This window comes from Bacillus sp. ZY-1-1, from assembly GCF_003047165.1.
Lineage (GTDB): Bacteria > Bacillota > Bacilli > Bacillales > Bacillaceae > Bacillus > Bacillus velezensis.
On the sequence record NZ_CP027061.1, the window covers coordinates 2897123 to 2914643 of the forward strand.

At 47.8% G+C, this 17521-nt stretch carries 15 protein-coding genes; 4 read left to right on the forward strand and 11 right to left on the reverse strand.

The annotated features are described in order from the left end of the window. Positions 1 to 44 precede the first annotated feature (44 nt). The 4 genes from C5I45_RS14360 to C5I45_RS14375 all read right to left on the reverse strand — a co-directional run bounded on the left by C5I45_RS14360 (position 45) and on the right by C5I45_RS14375 (position 4185). Complete coding sequence (locus tag C5I45_RS14360) at positions 45 to 1586, reverse strand: fatty acid--CoA ligase family protein (protein ID WP_014304738.1); 1542 nt, start codon at positions 1584 to 1586, stop codon at positions 45 to 47. 131 nt (positions 1587 to 1717) lie between these two features. After that, on the reverse strand, positions 1718 to 2362 hold the full coding sequence (locus C5I45_RS14365) for an SDR family oxidoreductase (protein WP_003155203.1): 645 nt from the start codon (positions 2360 to 2362) through the stop codon (positions 1718 to 1720). 80 nt (positions 2363 to 2442) lie between these two features. After that, complete coding sequence (lplJ, locus tag C5I45_RS14370; protein ID WP_003155205.1) at positions 2443 to 3438, reverse strand: lipoate--protein ligase; 996 nt, start codon at positions 3436 to 3438, stop codon at positions 2443 to 2445. A 12-nt stretch (positions 3439 to 3450) separates the two neighbouring features. Continuing rightward, positions 3451 to 4185: an MBL fold metallo-hydrolase gene (locus C5I45_RS14375; protein WP_014304736.1), complete on the reverse strand. Its 735-nt coding sequence runs from the start codon at positions 4183 to 4185 to the stop codon at positions 3451 to 3453. A gap of 169 nt (positions 4186 to 4354) precedes the next feature. On the opposite strand from C5I45_RS14375, the gene yhfH reads away from it, so the two are divergent. Both yhfH and C5I45_RS14385 read left to right on the forward strand, forming a co-directional pair. Then, the gene (yhfH, locus tag C5I45_RS14380; RefSeq protein ID WP_370465857.1) at positions 4355 to 4477 is read left to right on the forward strand and encodes a protein YhfH; all 123 of its coding nucleotides are present in this window, start codon (positions 4355 to 4357) and stop codon (positions 4475 to 4477) included. Positions 4478 to 4710: 233 nt separating this feature from the next. Beyond that, entirely contained in the window at positions 4711 to 6000 is a 1290-nt protein-coding gene (locus C5I45_RS14385) for a glutamate/proton symporter GltT (RefSeq protein WP_003155211.1), read from the forward strand. 40 nt (positions 6001 to 6040) lie between these two features. Here the strand turns inward: C5I45_RS14385 and C5I45_RS14390 are convergent, their stop codons facing one another. Further along, positions 6041 to 7072 (reverse strand): M42 family metallopeptidase, encoded by a 1032-nt coding sequence (locus C5I45_RS14390; RefSeq protein ID WP_406842680.1) that lies wholly within the window; start codon positions 7070 to 7072, stop codon positions 6041 to 6043. A gap of 131 nt (positions 7073 to 7203) precedes the next feature. Here C5I45_RS14390 and C5I45_RS14395 point away from each other — a divergent pair, with 131 nt between their 5' ends. Next, the gene (locus C5I45_RS14395; protein ID WP_003155215.1) at positions 7204 to 7425 is read left to right on the forward strand and encodes a hypothetical protein; all 222 of its coding nucleotides are present in this window, start codon (positions 7204 to 7206) and stop codon (positions 7423 to 7425) included. A gap of 136 nt (positions 7426 to 7561) precedes the next feature. After that, complete coding sequence (gene fabHB / locus C5I45_RS14400; RefSeq protein ID WP_003155217.1) at positions 7562 to 8539, forward strand: beta-ketoacyl-ACP synthase III FabHB; 978 nt, start codon at positions 7562 to 7564, stop codon at positions 8537 to 8539. A gap of 50 nt (positions 8540 to 8589) precedes the next feature. Here fabHB and C5I45_RS14405 read toward each other — a convergent pair whose 3' ends face one another. From C5I45_RS14405 to C5I45_RS14430, 6 genes are all read right to left on the reverse strand, one after another. Beyond that, a complete protein-coding gene (locus tag C5I45_RS14405) occupies positions 8590 to 10923 on the reverse strand; it encodes a YhgE/Pip domain-containing protein (protein ID WP_014304734.1) in 2334 nt (777 codons plus the stop codon). Positions 10924 to 10997: 74 nt separating this feature from the next. Further along, positions 10998 to 11570, reverse strand: coding sequence for a TetR/AcrR family transcriptional regulator (locus C5I45_RS14410; protein WP_003155219.1), 573 nt, complete (start codon positions 11568 to 11570; stop codon positions 10998 to 11000). A 147-nt stretch (positions 11571 to 11717) separates the two neighbouring features. Continuing rightward, positions 11718 to 13151, reverse strand: a complete 1434-nt coding sequence (gene hemY, locus C5I45_RS14415) for a protoporphyrinogen oxidase (protein ID WP_003155220.1) — start codon at positions 13149 to 13151, stop codon at positions 11718 to 11720. A 27-nt stretch (positions 13152 to 13178) separates the two neighbouring features. Then, positions 13179 to 14114 (reverse strand): ferrochelatase, encoded by a 936-nt coding sequence (gene hemH, locus C5I45_RS14420; RefSeq protein WP_107994467.1) that lies wholly within the window; start codon positions 14112 to 14114, stop codon positions 13179 to 13181. A gap of 75 nt (positions 14115 to 14189) precedes the next feature. Further along, positions 14190 to 15251, reverse strand: a complete 1062-nt coding sequence (gene hemE, locus C5I45_RS14425; protein ID WP_107994595.1) for a uroporphyrinogen decarboxylase — start codon at positions 15249 to 15251, stop codon at positions 14190 to 14192. A gap of 123 nt (positions 15252 to 15374) precedes the next feature. Next, positions 15375 to 17516 carry a transglycosylase domain-containing protein gene (locus C5I45_RS14430; RefSeq protein ID WP_069013597.1) on the reverse strand — a complete coding sequence of 714 codons (2142 nt, stop codon included), beginning with the start codon at positions 17514 to 17516 and terminating at the stop codon, positions 15375 to 15377. Between the last annotated feature and the right edge of the window lie 5 nt (positions 17517 to 17521).

Below are 17521 nucleotides of genomic sequence, written 5' to 3' on the forward strand. Positions count from 1 at the left end.
GATCAGCATGTAAAAGCGAAGCCCCCGGCTTCGCTTTTCGTCCGTCATTTCGGAAGCATGTCCCGGACCGCCCTTCTCAGCAGCTTCCCGGTCGCGTTCTTCGGAATCTCATCAAGAAAAACCACTTCCGCCGGCCGCTTATATTTTGCCAAATGTGTTTCACAGTAATCGAAAACCGCCTGCTCTGTCAGCTCACCGTCCGCAGGCACTATATAAGCATGCACCGCTTCCCCCGTTTTGGCGTCAGGAACGCCGATGACCACGGCTTCTTTAATGCCCTCATGGCTGTAGAGCACTTCTTCTACTTCGCGCGGATAGACATTGTATCCGCCGACGAGAATCATATCTTTTTTTCTGTCGACGATATAAAAATAACCGTCTTCGTCGCGCTTCGCCAAATCACCCGTGTACAGCCAGCCGTCTTTCAGCGCGTGCTCCGTCTCCTCGGGCATCTTGTAATAGCCTTTCATCACATTCGGCCCTTTCACGATCAATTCTCCCACTTGATGGTCGGGCAATTCGCGTCCGAGCGTATCGACGACTTTATTTTCGACATGTAAAATATTCGTCCCGATCGAGCCGGGCTTTCTCCCCCGGTCAAACGGATTAAAACAAGTAACCGGAGACGCTTCAGAAAGTCCGTATCCCTCCAGAATGGTGACGTCAAAGGTTTGTTCAAACGTCTGCAACAGAGCGACCGGCATGGAGGCCCCGCCTGAAATGCACAGTCTGACGGACGCAAAATCCTCCGCCTTGCCGTGCTCGTATTGATACAGATAGTTATACATCGTCGGAACGCCGGCAAAAATGGTTGCCTGACGGCTTTTAATCAGTTTAAACACAGAAGCCGGGCTGAATTGCGGCTCGATTAAGACACACGCTCCGCTCATCAGAGGCGCATTCATACAAACGGTTAAACAAAAAACGTGAAACATCGGCAGTGCCGCCACAATTTTGTCTTTCTCATTCATTCCTAAGTATCCGGCGACATCATTTGCATTGGAGAAAAGATTCTGATGGGTGAGCATGGCGCCTTTCGGTTTTCCGGTCGTCCCTGAGGTGTATAAAATGACGGCAGTATCGTCTTTGGACAATGTCGGATAAGTTCTGCTGCGCTCCGCCGGGCGGAGCATTTTTGTAAACGTTGTCATTTTTAAGCGCAATTGAGGGTCTTCTGTCGATGGAGCGTTCTCTGCTGTCTGGCTGATAATGATATGCTCCAGCAGCGGCAGCGAGCCGTGCAGGCTTTCAAATACGGGAATTAATAGGTCGATGCCGGCGATCGCTTTGACATCGCCGTTTTTCAGCATGTATGCGATTTCTGAAGGTGTGTATGCCGGATTAACAGGTATGACGACAATTCCCGCTTTTAACGCGCCGAAAAACGCAATAACAAAGTCAGGCGTATTTCCGAGCAGCAGCGCGAGATGATCCCCTTTTTTCAGTCCCCTGTCCTCCAAGCCGTTTGCAAATGCTTTGATTTTACCTGCCAGCTCCTCATACGTCATGTACTGATCTTGAAACAGACAAGCTGGTTTTTCCGGTTTCTGCGATGCCGTTTCTTCCAATTTGGAAACCAGATTCATTTTCCCACCCCTTTAAAAATATAATGAATGAATAGTCATTCATTTATCCGGAATAAACGTTCACTTTTATTATAGAAAAATATAGAAAAACACTCAAGGGCAAAAAGCCCCGAGTGCCGTAAAACCGGAAACTATAATTGTTTCAGCGCTTCACTGACCGGCGTGCCGCCCGCTGTCAGATCGAACGCTTTTTCATACGTATTCGGTTCATCAAGGGATGCGATAACGGTCTTGGCGACATCGTCTCTTGAAATGGAGCCTCTTTCTAAATCGGCCGCGGCTTTGATATTTCCCGTGCCGGGATCATTTAATAACCCGCCCGGCCGGATAATCGTATACGTCAGACCGCTCGCTTCAAGAATTTTATCCGCATAATGCTTTGCGGCATAATACGGCTTCAGCGCTTCATTCCAATTGTCGCGGTTATGAGCCTGAAGGGCGCTTACCATAATGAACCGCTTGATGCCGGCTTTCTTTGCCGCTTCTATCGCTTTCGCCGCTCCGTCAAGATCAATCAGAAGCGTCTTATCGTATCCGGTGCTTCCTCCTGATCCGGCGGTAAATACAATCGCGTCACAGCCTTCAGCGGCTTTCGCGATGTCTTCCGTGCTTCCTTCCAAATCTGCAAGAACGGCTTCTGTTCCCGCGGCTTGAAGCGCTTCTTTCTGCTCTTCTTTCCGGACCATCGCCCGCAGCGTATGCGTGCCGTCTTTTTGAAACAGCCCGGTCAGACGCTGTCCGATCTGTCCGTTTGCTCCGATGAGAAATACTTTCATCATGATCCCTCCCCATTCATTATGGTTCTATCATTTCACAAAAACGGGCGCTGATTCAAATCATGCGTTCGGCAAATGTTCTAATAAATCAGCTCGAGGAAATCTTCCAGCTCTATTTTGCCGAAATACTGTTTCAGATCGATTCCGGCCAGCGCCTCCCTGATAGCGGTTCTGTCATACTGTTTTCCGGTCAGCGCCTGTTCGACTTCACTCACATCTTTCGCACCGAAGAAATCACCGAAAATTTTGCAGTCCTGAATGATTCCTTTTTTCACTTCAAGACGCAGATCAATCGATCCGACCGGATAACGTTTCGAATGCTGAAGGTTGAATGCGGGCGACCTTCCGAAATTCCAGTCCCAGTTTTGATAGCGCTCTTCGGAAATCTTCCGGATCGCTTTCCAGTCTTCATCGGTCAGTTTATATTCCGGCACTTCGGAAAGATCATTTGTATTAAAAATATGGTGAAGCAGATGTTTTTTGAATTCGTCCGCCGTCATTTTGTCATCAAGAAACTCGCTGATATTGGCGACACGGCTTCTGATTGACTTAATGCCTTTTGATTCGATTTTGTCTTTTTTCACTTTCAAGGCTGACACGACATGATCAATGGCGGAATCCAGCATTAATGTTCCGTGGCTGAAAATACGCCCTTTCGTCGAAAATTGAGCGTTGCCGGAAATTTTTCTGCCGTCCGCGACGATGTCGTTTCGGCCGCTTAATTCAGCTTCCACACCGAGCTGGCGCAGCGCCTGAATAACGGGTTCGGTGAATTTTTTAAAATTGTGGAAGCTGTCGCCGTCATCCTTGGTGATAAAACTGAAATTCAGATTCCCGAGGTCATGGTAAACCGCGCCGCCTCCTGACAGCCTGCGGACGACGATGATTCCGTTATCTTCTACGTATTTCGTATTGATTTCTTCTATTGTGTTTTGGTTCTTCCCGATGATAATCGACGGCTGATTGACATAAAACAGCAGGTATGTCTGTTCAGGGTCGAGATGCTTCACGCAATATTCCTCGATTGCGAGGTTGATCCTCGGGTCGGTTATGTTTTGGTTGTCGATAAATAACATGGTGCTCCTCCTTTATTTCTCCCACTTCAATCCGGAAGCGGCGATTGTCACTTCGCCCCCGAACACGGATTCCGCTTCTTCTTTCAGCTTCCGGTGCTCGCCGAAATGAGGCAGATGTGTGAGAATCAGCTCCCCCGCTCCGGCCTCCTCCGCGATACGTCCGGCTTCCAAACTGTTCATATGGCCGGCTGACGTGCCGTCCTGGTCCGCGTAAAAATTGCACTCGCAGATCAGCAGATCGGCATTTTCCGCAAACGGGATAAACGCGTCCTGGTAGCTTGAATCAGCCGTATACACAACAGAAGCTGAACCGTCAGTAATCCGCATCGCATAACAAGTGACCGGATGCACCGTTTTCAGGAAGGTAATGGTGAACGGCCCGGCGGAAAGCGGGCGGTCCGGCTGATAGGCCACTCCTTTCGTATGCGTTTTATATGTAAGACGCTCAAACTGTTCTATATCAGCATCATGCCCGTAAATCGGCAGTGCATGCGTCCCTTTTCCGAGAAAGGAGCCGACCTGTTTGGCAAATTGAAGCGGCCCGATATCAGCGATGTGATCATGGTGATAATGGGACAAAATGACGGCATCAAGCTCTTCTGCCGGAACATAGGCAAACAGCTTTGATAATACGGCGCTTCCGCAATCGACGAGCAGAGAATAGCCGCCGGACTGAAACAGATAGCCTGAAGTTGCTTCGTTTGCGGCCGGAAACCCGCCGCAGCATCCAATGACTGTAACTTTCATATGACCCTCCGAATGTTTATGATAAAAAGACCCTTTCCTCCAATATACCTATTTTTCGTACAAATTGCATGTTTTAAACATTGTGCCAAAACAGCCGTTGATTTTCAGAAACTGTTATAATACAATGTAGAGACAAAACAATGAAAGAGGGATGGGTATGTTGGAAAAGATGTCGGATTTTTTCAGAAATTTACCCGGTAAGAAATGCGAAGAATGCGGAAATGAGATTGTTGAGCAGTATGAGTGTCACATTAATCTGTGCAATGACTGCTTGAAAATTAAGGATATGTGACAATAGGGCGCCGCACAATTCTAAGTTGTGCGGCGCCCGTTTTTTCGGCCGTCATCATACTTTCTGAATAGGGCGTTATTCACCATTATTAGCAATTATCTGTACGTTTTAAAAGATTCAGTATTTTCAATCTATATTTTTCTATAGACGGATTGTTTTCTTTTCTATTATAATTTGTTCTAATAGCTATCTTTTTAGATACTTATTGCACTTTTTTCTTCGGGAGGTAATCTATGAAAAAATTACGCTTTGGACTAGCGACGCAAATTTTCGTCGGACTCATACTAGGGGTTGTAGTCGGTGTCATCTGGTACGGCAATCCCGCCATTCCAACATATTTACAGCCTATCGGCGATTTGTTTTTACGCTTAATCAAAATGATAGTGATTCCAATTGTCGTCTCCAGCTTAATCATCGGCGTTGCCGGCGCGGGAAGCGGAAAACAAGTCGGAAAATTAGGCTTCAAAACGATTTTGTATTTTGAGATCATTACCACTTTTGCCATTATTCTCGGGCTGGCTTTGGCGAATCTGTTTCATCCGGGAACAGGCGTTAATATACATGAAGCTCAAAAGACAGATATCAGTCAATATGTTGAAACAGAAAAAGAACAAAATAACAAATCTATCGCAGACACATTCCTGCATATCGTACCGACAAACTTCTTCCAATCATTAGCCGAAGGAGATCTGCTTGCCATCATCTGCTTTACCGTGCTGTTTGCACTCGGCATCTCGGCAATCGGTGAAAAAGGAAAGCCTGTCTTGGCCTTCTTTGAAGGTGTTTCTCATGCGATGTTCCATGTTGTGAACCTCGTCATGAAAGTTGCGCCGTTTGGTGTTTTTGCGTTGATTGGTGTTACCGTTTCCAAATTTGGGCTCAGTTCCCTGCTTTCACTCGGTAAACTGGTCGGTTTAGTGTATGTAGCTTTGGCTTTCTTTCTCATTGTTGTATTCGGAATCGTCGGAAAGCTTGCCGGAGTAAACATTTTCAAATTCCTCGCCTATATGAAGGATGAAATTTTATTAGCGTTCAGTACGTCAAGCTCCGAAACCGTACTCCCCCGCGTTATGGAAAAAATGGAGAAAATCGGCTGTCCGAAAGGTATTGTTTCCTTTGTTGTGCCGATCGGATATACCTTTAACTTAGACGGATCTGTGCTGTACCAATCTATCGCCGCTTTATTCCTCGCTCAGGTATACCACATTGACTTGTCCATTTGGCAGCAGATTACCCTTGTGCTTGTCTTGATGGTCACTTCCAAAGGAATGGCTGCCGTGCCCGGGACTTCTTTCGTCGTCCTGCTTGCGACATTAGGCGCATTCAACATTCCTGCAGAAGGCCTTGCATTCATCGCCGGTGTTGACCGGATTATGGACATGGCCCGCACGGTCGTCAATCTGACCGGAAACGCGCTGGCATCCGTTGTGATGTCAAAATGGGAAGGCCAGTATGATCCCGTTAAAGGCGCGAAGGTCATGAGCCTCGCCAAAACAGAACAAAACACAACCATTTCAGGTTAAAATGAAAACCCTGCACGGAATGATTTCCGCGCAGGGTTTTTTATGCCATCGGCGATAGAACGTACCGGTGCAAAAGCTTCGCCGTATTAAGAAGCGATAATTCATGCGTGCGTTCAAAAGCGTGTGAAGCGTCAATTCCCGGGCCGATCAGCCCGTGAACGATGTCATGGCCCGAACGGATGGCTGCTGAGGCATCAGAACCGTAATACGGATAAATATCAAGCTGATAATCAATGCCATAGCGCTCCGCAAGCCCGGCCAGATGTTTTCTGAGCTGATAATGGTACGGTCCGCTCGCATCCTTCACGCAAATGGAGACGGTATATTCATCCGTAGACTGGCCGTCGCCGATCGCTCCCATATCAACAGCCAAGTATTCGACGGTCTCAGGAGGAATGTTGGAATTGCCGCCGTAGCCGATTTCTTCATTATTAGAAATCAGAAAATGCGTCGTATACGGAAGTTCGATTTTCTCTTCCGTGATGCGGCGGATTAAATTCAAGAGCAGAGCCACGCTCGCTTTGTCATCAAGATGCCGGGACTTAATAAAGCCGCTCGGCGTAATCTGCACGCGCGGGTCAAATGAGATGAAATCGCCGACCCTGATGCCGAGATCGGACGTCTCTTCCTTCGTCCGGACAGGCTCATCAAGGCGGACTTCCATATTCTCCTGATTCCGCTCTGCCTTGCCGGCGTCCTTGTAGACGTGCACTGAAGTCTGATGCATTAAGATGGTGCCTGTATAGGTTTTGCCGGAAGAAGTTTGGATCCCGCAATATTCCCCTTCAATCGAGTGATATCGGAAGCCGCCGATCAAGTCAATCTTCAGCCGGCCGTCCGACTTTATTTCCTTTACCATCGCGCCGAGCGTATCGACATGCGCCGTCAGCAATCTGTGTTTCTTGTCATCACGGCCGGGAATTGTGACAAAAAGACCGCCTTTGCGGTTTCTGTAAGAGGAGACGCCCCATTCTTTTAAAAGACTTTCTGTATAGGCGATAACCTCGTATGTATTGCCCGTCGGACTCGGAATCGACACCAATTCTTTAATCAGTTCCATCGTATGTTTCATATTTTCCACAGGTCATTCCTCCTATCAATTTTATTCTTCTTAAAATATACTCTTTTGATCCATAACCCGTCCAATCTTTTCCTGCTCTTTTTTCATAGAATGAAGGGAGCATGAGCATAGGAGGGAAATGTATGATCAGCCGTAAACCGCACAAGCGGAAAAGGTTTCATAATGATTGGTTTGAGGATTGGTTTGAGGATGATTGGTCTGGTGCAGCCTTCTGGTGCTGTAAAAAAGAAAAAGATCACTGTAAAAAGAAAAAAGAAGACCCTTGCAAAAAGAAGAAAGACAAAAAGAAGAAAGACAAAAAGAAGCATCATCATTCATGCCGCCGCTGCTGCCGTCATTGGTAATCGTCACACAAGCCCGTTTTACAAATAAATTTCTCATGCTCCCCAAACAGCGGATGCTGCTTGGGTTTTTTTATTAAAATTAGTACCAAGTAATAATATCAGGTGTTATAATCTGATATAAAGGAGTGATTTTTTCATGTCAAAATCTAAAATTACAGCAATCGGTACATATGCTCCGGCACGCCGATTAACAAACGCGGATTTGGAGCGCATCGTCGATACATCTGATGAATGGATCGTCCAGCGCACCGGTATGAAGGAAAGACGCATTGCCGGCGAACATGAATTCACATCGGATTTGTGTGTGGAAGCGGTGAAAAACCTTGCAGAACGATACAGCGGAACTCTTGATGATGTCGATATGATTCTTGTCGCCACAACGACGGCGGACTATGCGTTTCCAAGCACCGCGGCACGCGTGCAGGCTTACTTCGGCTGGCCGCACACGGGAGCGCTTGATATTAACGCCACATGCGCCGGACTCACTTACGGCCTTCAGCTCGCAGACGCATTAATTACCGCCGGTTCCCATCAAAAAGTGATTGTCATTGCCGGTGAAACATTATCAAAGGTAACGGATTATACTGACCGGACGACCTGCGTTCTTTTCGGAGATGCTGCAGGCGCCCTATTGGTGGAACGCGACGAATCAGCGCCGGGCTTTTTGGCAGCCGTGCAAGGAACAGCGGGAGGAAGCGCGGACGTGTTGTATCGCACGGGACTGAGCGCAGAATTAAACGGCGAGCCGCTTAAAGGCGGAGGAAATATGGTGCAAAACGGGCGCGAAGTATATAAATGGGCGGCCAGAACCGTGCCTGAGGAATGCAATGCCCTTTTAGAAAAAGCCGGCTTTTCAAAAGACGATCTGGATTGGTTCGTTCCTCACAGCGCCAACATGCGGATGATCGAATCCATCTGTGAAAAACTGCCCTTCCCGCTTGAACGGACATTGACAAGCGTTGAATATTACGGCAACACTTCATCGGTTTCTATTATTCTCGCTTTGGATGAAGCTGTGAAAGCAAAAAAACTGTCGGAAGGCCAGACGCTGGTATTGTTCGGGTTCGGCGGCGGATTGACGTATACCGGACTTTTGGTGAGATGGGGATTTTAATCGAAATCAAAAAAAAGAGGCCCTGAGCATCTGCTCAGCGCCTCTTTTTCTTATGCTGTTATTTCTTCTTCCGTTTTGTGTTCTTTTTTGCTTTGCACCGTAAAATACACGATGGTCAGCGCGATCATGACAACGGCGATGCCCAACAGAATGGATGCCTGCTGCCACATATAGCCGTAATCGCCATTTGAAATGACGGCACGGAACCCGTTGATGCTGTAAGTCATCGGCAGTGCCCCGTGAATCACTTGATAGAATCCCGGCAGGAGTTCAAGCGGGAAGGTTCCTCCGCTTGCCCCAAGCTGGAGCACCAGAATGATGACAGCGATAAAGCGTCCCGGATTTCCCATCGTTGTCGCCAATAATTGAATCATCGACAGGAACGCGATGCTGGTAATCATCGTAAAGAGATAGAATCTCCAAGTGCTTTCCACATCAAGCCCGATTCCTTTTAACAGAACCGTGGCGACTATAACGGATTGAATCAGTCCGACGAGCAGAATGACGCTGAATTTGCTGAGGAACCATTCAAAACCGTTTCTCGGACGCCCTGAAGCTTCACTCAGAGGGAATACGACCGTCAGCATCAATCCGCCGACATACAAGCCCATAGAGAGAATATAAGGCGTCAGTCCGGTACCGTAGTTAGGCACGGAATGAATCGCGTTATCGTCCGTTTTTACCGGATCGGCAAACATGCTGTACGTTTTGTCATCTGTCTTAATGTCCCCGGTTTGATCAGCCGCATCTTTCAGCTGGCTGGACAATTGTCCGGTGCCGTCTAAAAGCTTGCTTAAACCGGTGCCGAGAGACGCTTGACCCTGCTCAATTTTGGACGAGCCGTCATGGATTTTGTTTTGCGCGTCCAGCAGTTTCGTTAAGCCGCCAGACACCTGGCCGCTCCCTGACACTAACGCTTCTGATCCTGATTTGAGCTGTCCGAACTTGCTGTTGTATTCGCCGATACCGGCCGTCAATTTGTTTTGGCTTTCAAAGACGGTCTGCGCTCCGCTGTACAATTTATCAGTTCCAGCCGTCAGCTGGTTAATCGCGTCTTGTACCGCCGCCGCGCCGTTATACAGTTTCGATGTGGACTGAGGCAGTGCTTTCAGCTGATCAGCCTTCGCTTTTACATCTGCCAGCGCGCTTTTTATGACTGACATATCCGGAAGCTGGATATCTCCGCCGGACGGAAGCTGGCTGACGATATTGTCTAAATCCGGAAGGTCGGCCTTCGGAAGCTTCTCATTCAGAAGCTGAACAAGTTTCGCTTTTTGCTCATCCGTTAAGAAATCACTGTCCTTAATCACCTTTTTGACCGCATCATCCCGGGCATCCAGGCTGTTTTTCAGATCAGAAAGCTTTTTCTTAAACTGCTGCAATTCCTTTTCAGTCTGCTCAAGCTCGCCAACCGCTTTTTCAATATCTGAGAGGTTGACTGAATTGATCGCATCTTCAAATGCCGCCGCTTTTTGCGACACTTCCTGCGCCTTGCTGTTTAACGCGCTTAATCCATTCGTTAAATCCGGAAGCTTTTGCTGGAGCTGCTTTTGTGCGTCAAGGCTCGTTTTCAGCCCGCTGGCCACTTGGCCTCCTCCTGAAGCAATCTGTCCTGATTTATCTTGAATTTCGGCGCTTGCGCTCTGAAGTTTTGCGATAGAGCTGTCAAGCGTTTGAATTCCGCTTGTCACTTTCGCCGCTCCGTCTGCAAGCTGCTGCGTTTTATCGCCGATGGTGGCGGTGCTTTCAGTAAGCTTCGCTAAATTTTCCTTCAGCTTGGCGCTGCCGTCTTTCGCGTTTTTCGTGCCGTCGTCTATTTTCTTGGCGCCGCTGCTGGCTTTGCCGAGTCCTTTGGCAATATCTTTAAAATTGTCAAAAATGACTTTTGCGTATTGCTCCGTCACTTCTTTCGACACGGAGGCTTTCAGCTTGTCGATCGCCTTTTCGCCGATTGTCGCGCCGACATAGTTTGATCCGGCATTCGTATGATATTTCAGATCCAGCTTCTTCGGATTTTTATCCATTACCGTGCTGGCGTTTTTAGAAAAATCTTCAGGAATCTCGACCAATAAATAATATTTAGCATTTAATAAGTCCTTTAACGATTGATCAAGATCGTTTGAAAAATGCCAATCAAAATTATCATTTTTCTTTAACTCTTTCACAAGATCGTCACCGATCTGAAGATGTTTCCCTTCGTAGTCCGCCCCTTTATCCTGGTTGACAACGACAACCGGCAGCTGATCCACCGTGCCGTACGGGTCCCAGTACGCCTTCAAAAACACTCCGCTGTAGATCAGCGGAACGAATAATATGGCAATGATGGGGATTAACAGTTTCTTGTTCGTTACAATGTCTTTCCACTGGCTTTTTATTGTATTCAACCCTGTTGCCTCCTTCCGCAAACTGACTCATTTGACAAAACGGTCACGGCACCTAAAAAGTGAAGGATCATCTATTATTTAGATAATCCTTGACCAACATACATTTCCAGCAATTCGGCGATCGTCTCTTTTTCAAGAGGCGGATGGTTTTTTTCCCAGTCAAATATCAGCGCGATGTAGAGCTTGAGCATCACAAAAGCGGTCAGTTCCGGATCACACGGTTTAATGCTTCCGTTTTCAATGGCTGTTTCTATCTTTTCTTTAATGTATGACAGAATGGCCCGCTCCATTTTCGCAATGACATCCTGAACGGCTATTGTACCAATCTCGGCGTTCTCCTGAAAAATTTTAATAGTCAGCTGGTGTGTTTTTCTGAATTCCAAAATCGCGACAAGCGCCCGGTGAACATTTTCGTGAAATGAAAGCTCCGGTTTCATCGCTTCGTCTGCGTGTTCCTTCATTTCTCTTAAAATAGTGGTGAAAATATCATCAAACAGTTCTTCTTTGTTTTTGAAAAACGTGTAGATGGTTCCCTTCCCCACATTTGCAAGCTTTGCCACCAGATCCATTGTCGTTGCTTTGTAGCCGAATTGTGTAAAAGACTTCGTTGCCGCTTCCAGAATGAGCTTTTTCCGATCGACGGACATGTTTCCCACCTCGTTAAATTGACCGTTTGAACGTTTTAGTCATTTTGTACATAAGATAACTTATCACAGTCGCAAAGAAGATTCAAATGTTTTTTCTCTTTATTGGTGTTCCCTTTACAGAACGGGAACATGCAAAAAACCTCCGTTTTACGATAACGGAGGCTGGTACGTTTCAAATAAATAAGCGAGTGAATCATATACGGCGGCTTTTCCCTGGTCGATACAGTCGGGGATGCCCACCCCTTCGAAAGACGCGCCCGTCGCGTATACGCCCGGATAGGAAGCTTTCAGCGCATCTCTGAACTCTTTGATGCGCTCCTTATGGCCGACATGGTATTGCGGCATGCTTTCGTTCCAGCGGGTCACACAGGTCATTTCCGGTTCGCCATTTATTTTCATTACTTTTTTCAAATCTTCCATTACGATTTTAATGATCTCGTTATCTGAAAGATCTACGATGGATTCATCTCCGGCCTTTCCGACGTACGCCCTGAGAAGTGTTTTGCCCTCCGGCGCCGCGTGCGGCCATTTTTTATTCGTCCATGTGCAGGCCGTGATGGAGAAATCGCTGTTTCTTGAGATAACGAATCCCGTACCTTCATGCTCCATTTTGACGGCTCCCTCAGGAAAACCTAAGGCGACGTTGGCAACGGACGTAGAATGCATATCTTTGAGACATGAAACCGCCGGCAGATCAGAAAGCATTTTCGCCGCGGCTTTATGCGGGGCTGTCACTATGCATCCTTCCGCATAGAGCACTTTGCCATTATCAAGCGTCACGGAATATCCTTTCTCCTCGCGGCCGATATGGGTGACTTTCGTTCCTTTCATCACCTTTGTCAGCGTAAGCTGCTTTTCCAGCTCCTCCACCAACGTTTGAAGCCCTGTCGTCAGCGTTAAAAACTGGCCCTGCTTTTTGGCCGTCAGCTGCTGTCCCGAAGGCTGCGGACGTGATTTTTTCATACCGAGAATCAGGCTTCTGTGCTTTTGCTCAGTCTGATAGAATTGCGGAAACGTTGACATGAGGCTCAGCTTATCAATATCTCCGGCATAAATCCCTGATAATAGCGGTTCTATTAAATTCTCAACGACTTCGTCACCGACGCGTCTGCGGAAAAATTCACCCAGAGACTGATCTTCCTTCGGTTTGCTCGCAGGCAGGACAAAGTCAAGCGCCGCCCGCGCTTTTCCGGGAACAGAAAATAAACCGGTGGAGATGAACGGAGCGATTTTGGTCGGAATGCCCATCACCGCGCCCTTCGGCATCGGATGAAGCGTCTCATTGACGAGCACGTAAGACTGGCCGGTCGCATTGTTGACGAGCAGATGCTCAAGCCCCAAATCCTTAACGAGCTGCGGCGCGCTTTTTTTCCTTTCTAAAAAAGAATCCGGCCCCCGCTCAATGATGTAGCCGTCTTTATGCGCCGTCTGAATTTTGCCGCCCGCTCTCGGGCCCGCTTCGATCAGGGTGACCTCAAGCGGCAGCTGTTTTTCCTTGATTTCTTTTTCCATGTAGAAGGCGGCGGCTAATCCCGTTATGCCGCCGCCGATGATGACCAGATGTTTTTTATCGCCACTCATTTTTATCGCCTTCTTTACCGTTTAATTCTACTTGTCCAGCTCTTTCAGCACGACCGCTGCAAGCGCGTCGATAAATTCAGGCTGTGCGTTCGGCATGGCCGGACGATAGTAGCTTGCGCCGACTTCTTCGGTCACAGCTTTGCATTCATAATCATTATCGTAAAGCACCTCTAAATGATCGGCAACGAAGCCTGCGGGCACGTATACAAATGCTTTATAAGGATGCTTTTGATACAGCTCGCGCGTGAGATCCTGCACATCCGGCCCGAGCCACGGATCAGGAGTGTTCCCTTCGCTTTGCCAGCCGACTGCGTAATCGGTAATTCCGGCGCCTTCGGCAATCAGTTTTGCGGATTCCTCCAGCTGGTCAGGATACGGATCGCCGTATTCTTTAATTTTTTCAGGAAGGCTGTGCGCTGAGACGATCAGCATCGCGTCATCCCGTTCTTCTTTCGGCATTGATTCATACGTTTTCTTCACCTGGCCGACCCAATAATCAACGAATTTCGGTTCATCATACCAGCTTTCAACAGACTTGATGGTCAAGCCGCCGAGCTTCTCCGCTTCTTCTTTCGCGCGTTTGTTGTATGACTGGACGCTGAATGTTGAAAAATGAGGGGCGAGCACAAGGCTGACAGCTTCTGTAAGGCCGTCTTTATGCATGTCCGCCACCGCGTCTTCAATAAACGGTTCAATATGTTTTAATCCGATGTACACTTTGAATGTTACGTCATCCTGGATTTCATTTAAACGCTGTGCGAGCTTCTCCGCCTGCTCCTGCGTGATTTTTGCCAGCGGAGAAATGCCTCCGATCGCTTCATATCTGTCTTTTAAGTCTTGAAGCATGTGCCGCTCCGGCTTTCTTCCGCGTCTGATATGTGTATAATAACGTTCTATGTCCTCTTCTTTGTAAGGCGTTCCGTAAGCCATGACGAGAAGTCCCATTTTCTTTTTGCTGCTCATTTTGTTAAACACCTCTTTTGATGGTCTGTCTACCTTGATTTTGACAGGAAAATCTTCTTATAACCAACGATCTGCTCAGGAAGATTGTTCCGTTTTTTTGGCCGCGGAATATTCATGTACAAACGCCGTCAGCTTTTTCAGCGTTGCCGGATTGACATCAGGGAATACGCCGTGACCTAAATTGAAAATAAACCCGTCCGTTTTCATGCCTTGATCAAGTATCGCTTTCGCTTTTTTCTCGATGACTTCCCAAGGCGCAAGAAGAAGCGACGGATCAAGATTGCCCTGAACCGTTTTTGTAATGCCTTGTTTTCTGGCGTCATCTATGCCGAGTCTCCAATCAAGACCGACGACATCAAGAGGAAGGTCATGCCAATCCCCGGCCAGGTGGCTTGCGCCTACGCCGAACATGATCAGCGGAACTTGCTCTGCTGAGAGCTCCCGGAATATTCTGTCCATCACCGATTTTATAAACTGCCGGTAATCTTCGCGGTTCAGCGCGCCGACCCATGAATCAAAAATCTGAATGGCTTTTGCGCCGGCATTAATCTGCGCTTTTACATAAACGATAATCATGTCCGCGAGCTTGTCCATCAGCATTTGCCACGCTTGCGGCATACTGTGCATAAACGCTTTTGTTTTGTTGTAATTTTTAGAAGGCCCGCCTTCAATCATATAACTGGCCAGCGTAAAAGGCGCTCCCGAAAAACCGATGAGCGGAACATTCAGCTGTTCGTTTACGAGTAATCGGATCGTTTCCAGCACGTAAGGAACATCCTGTTCGGGATTCAGTTCGCCGAGCTTTTCAATATCCGCAGCAGAGCGCACCGGCTGATCGATCACCGGGCCGATTCCGTTTTTTATTTCAACATCCACTCCGATATAAGGAAGAGGCGTCATAATATCTTTATATAAAATGGCAGCGTCCACTCCGTACTGCTCGACCGGGAGCCTCGTCACATACGCGCACAGCTCGGGCTGATGCGTAATTTCGACTAAGCCGTACTTTTCTTTCAGCTTGCGGTATTCCGGCTGAGACCTCCCCGCCTGTCTCATGTACCAGACAGGGACGTGATTTGTTTTTTCTCCCCGTGCCGCTTTTAAAAACGTATCATTAAACGCTTCTCGTTTACTCATCTGAATTTCCACCTTTCCTCCTGCAACCATACGTTCGTGTTCTTCGCCCATTACACTATACCTTGTTTTTTCTGAATGGTATAGAATTGAGGCTTAATGTTCAAAAAATCGCCGAATTCATGATTAAGAAGAAAAAAGCTTCGGCTGAACGTATTCCGTTCCCTCTCCTTCTTGATTCGTCTGCGAATTAAATGGAACGACTTTGTATGAAGCCCCTGAAAACAGATTGGCGTACGGTATGTCAAAGCTGCCTTTTCCTTTCACCGAATCCAGAAGCTTGTCTTTTCCGTCTTTCTTCTCATATATTCGGTAAACAACCCGATCATCCTTTTGAATATCCCATTTTAATTGAACCGTAATCAGTCCCATCGCCTTAAATGTATAACGGGCCGACAGGGATTTTACCGCTTCCAGCTCAATCGGGCTGCCCAGTTCCTTCACATTTTCAGGCTTTTTGAATGTCCGGCCGTTTTCCCCCGCTTTTGTGACGATATCTTTAAAGAGTCTGACCGGGTACTGGCTTCCGCCTTTCAGGTAATGGGTTTTATCCGTTTTGTCATAGCCCATCCAGACGGCTCCCGTCAGTCCGGGAGTGTATCCCGCAAACCAGGCGTCCTTTGTCGCGCCGGGGATGCCGGTAAATGTGGTCGTGCCGGTTTTCCCCGCCAGGTCACCTTGATAGCTGCCTTGTGAAGCAGTTCCTTCTTTTACGACCTGCTGAAGCATTCTCGTCATATTCCATGCCGTCTGTCCGCTGAAGACGCGCGTTTTGCCATTTTTAGGCCCGGATAGCGTTTCTCCGTCTTCGTCCGTGATGTTCTCTATAAAAAATGGCTTCGTATACATTCCGTTTGCCGCAAAGGTATGATAAGCTCCGGCAAGCTGAAGCGGAGTGACGCCTTCAGACAGACCGCCCAGCGCAATCGCGAGTCCGTTGTCAGAAATGTTCATGCCGTTTTTCTCAAGATACGATTTTCCCGTATCCACGCCGATCTGCTTCAATGTCCAGACAGCGGGCGCATTTATGCTGTAAGTGATCGCATCCTGCATCGTCACTTCCCCCTTGTACTGTCCGTCATAATTTTTCGGTTCATACCCGTCGTAGGACGTCAGTTTGTCTTGGAGAAGCGAATACGGTTTGAACTTGTCTTCCTGCATGGCGGGCCCGTATACGGCAATCGGCTTAAACGTTGAGCCCGGCTGCCGCTTCGCCGTAACCCTGTTGTATCCTTTTGTCACGTAGTCGCGCCCGCCGACCGCCGCGCGCACGCCTCCGGTTTTATTATCAATAAAGACGGCGCTTCCCTCTGCCGCCTGATCCGTCCCCGGAAAATAGCCGCTTTCCTTCATGAGGGTATATGCCGTTTTCTGCAGCTTGGAATCAAGTGACGTCCGGATCGTATAGCCGCCTTGAAGCAGCTGTTCTCCTGACATCGAATAACGGTCTTCCGCCTCCTTGATGACAAGATCGATATAACTGTCAAACCAAGGCGTTTCTGATGTTTTCTTGACATTAAGCCCCAATGTCCGGCCCTGGGCTCTGACGGCTTCCTTGGCGCTGATATAGCCTTGATCGTTCATCATTGCAAGAATCGTATCGCGCCGTTCTTTATTTTTATCCGGATGCTGAATCGGCGAATAAAGAGATGGCGCCTTCGGAATCGCTGCCAGAACGGCTCCTTCTGCAACGGTTAAATCTTTTACTTCTTTATTAAAGTAGTAGTGGGACGCGGCTTGAATGCCGTAAACGCCATGGCCGAAATAAAGCTGGTTCAGGTACATTTCAAGCAGCTTGTCCTTGCTGTAATCACGCTCAAGATTGATGGCGATAATGACTTCCTTCGTCTTGCGCAAAAATGTTTTATCATGAGTCAGAAAAATGTTTTTCGCCAGCTGCTGGGTGATCGTGCTTCCGCCCTCCACCTTGCCGCCTGCTAAAACATCCCGGAACACCGCCCGGCCGACAGACTTCACATCAATGCCGTGATGTTCGTAAAACCGTTTATCTTCAACGGCGATAAAGGCATCTCTCACATCTTCCGGAACCTGCTGAATGGATACCGGCTCACGATTTTCCGTATAGAGGCTCGCGATTTCATCACCGTCTTGATCGACGATTTTTGAAGATGCGTGCAGTATTAATTTCTTTTCATCGATGACATAATGGCCGAGAAATATAATGATAATGTATCCGATTAACGCGAGAAAAGCGGTTGCCGCCGCAATTACAGCCGGAATAAAGAATCTTTTTTTCTTTTTCAGCATAAGTC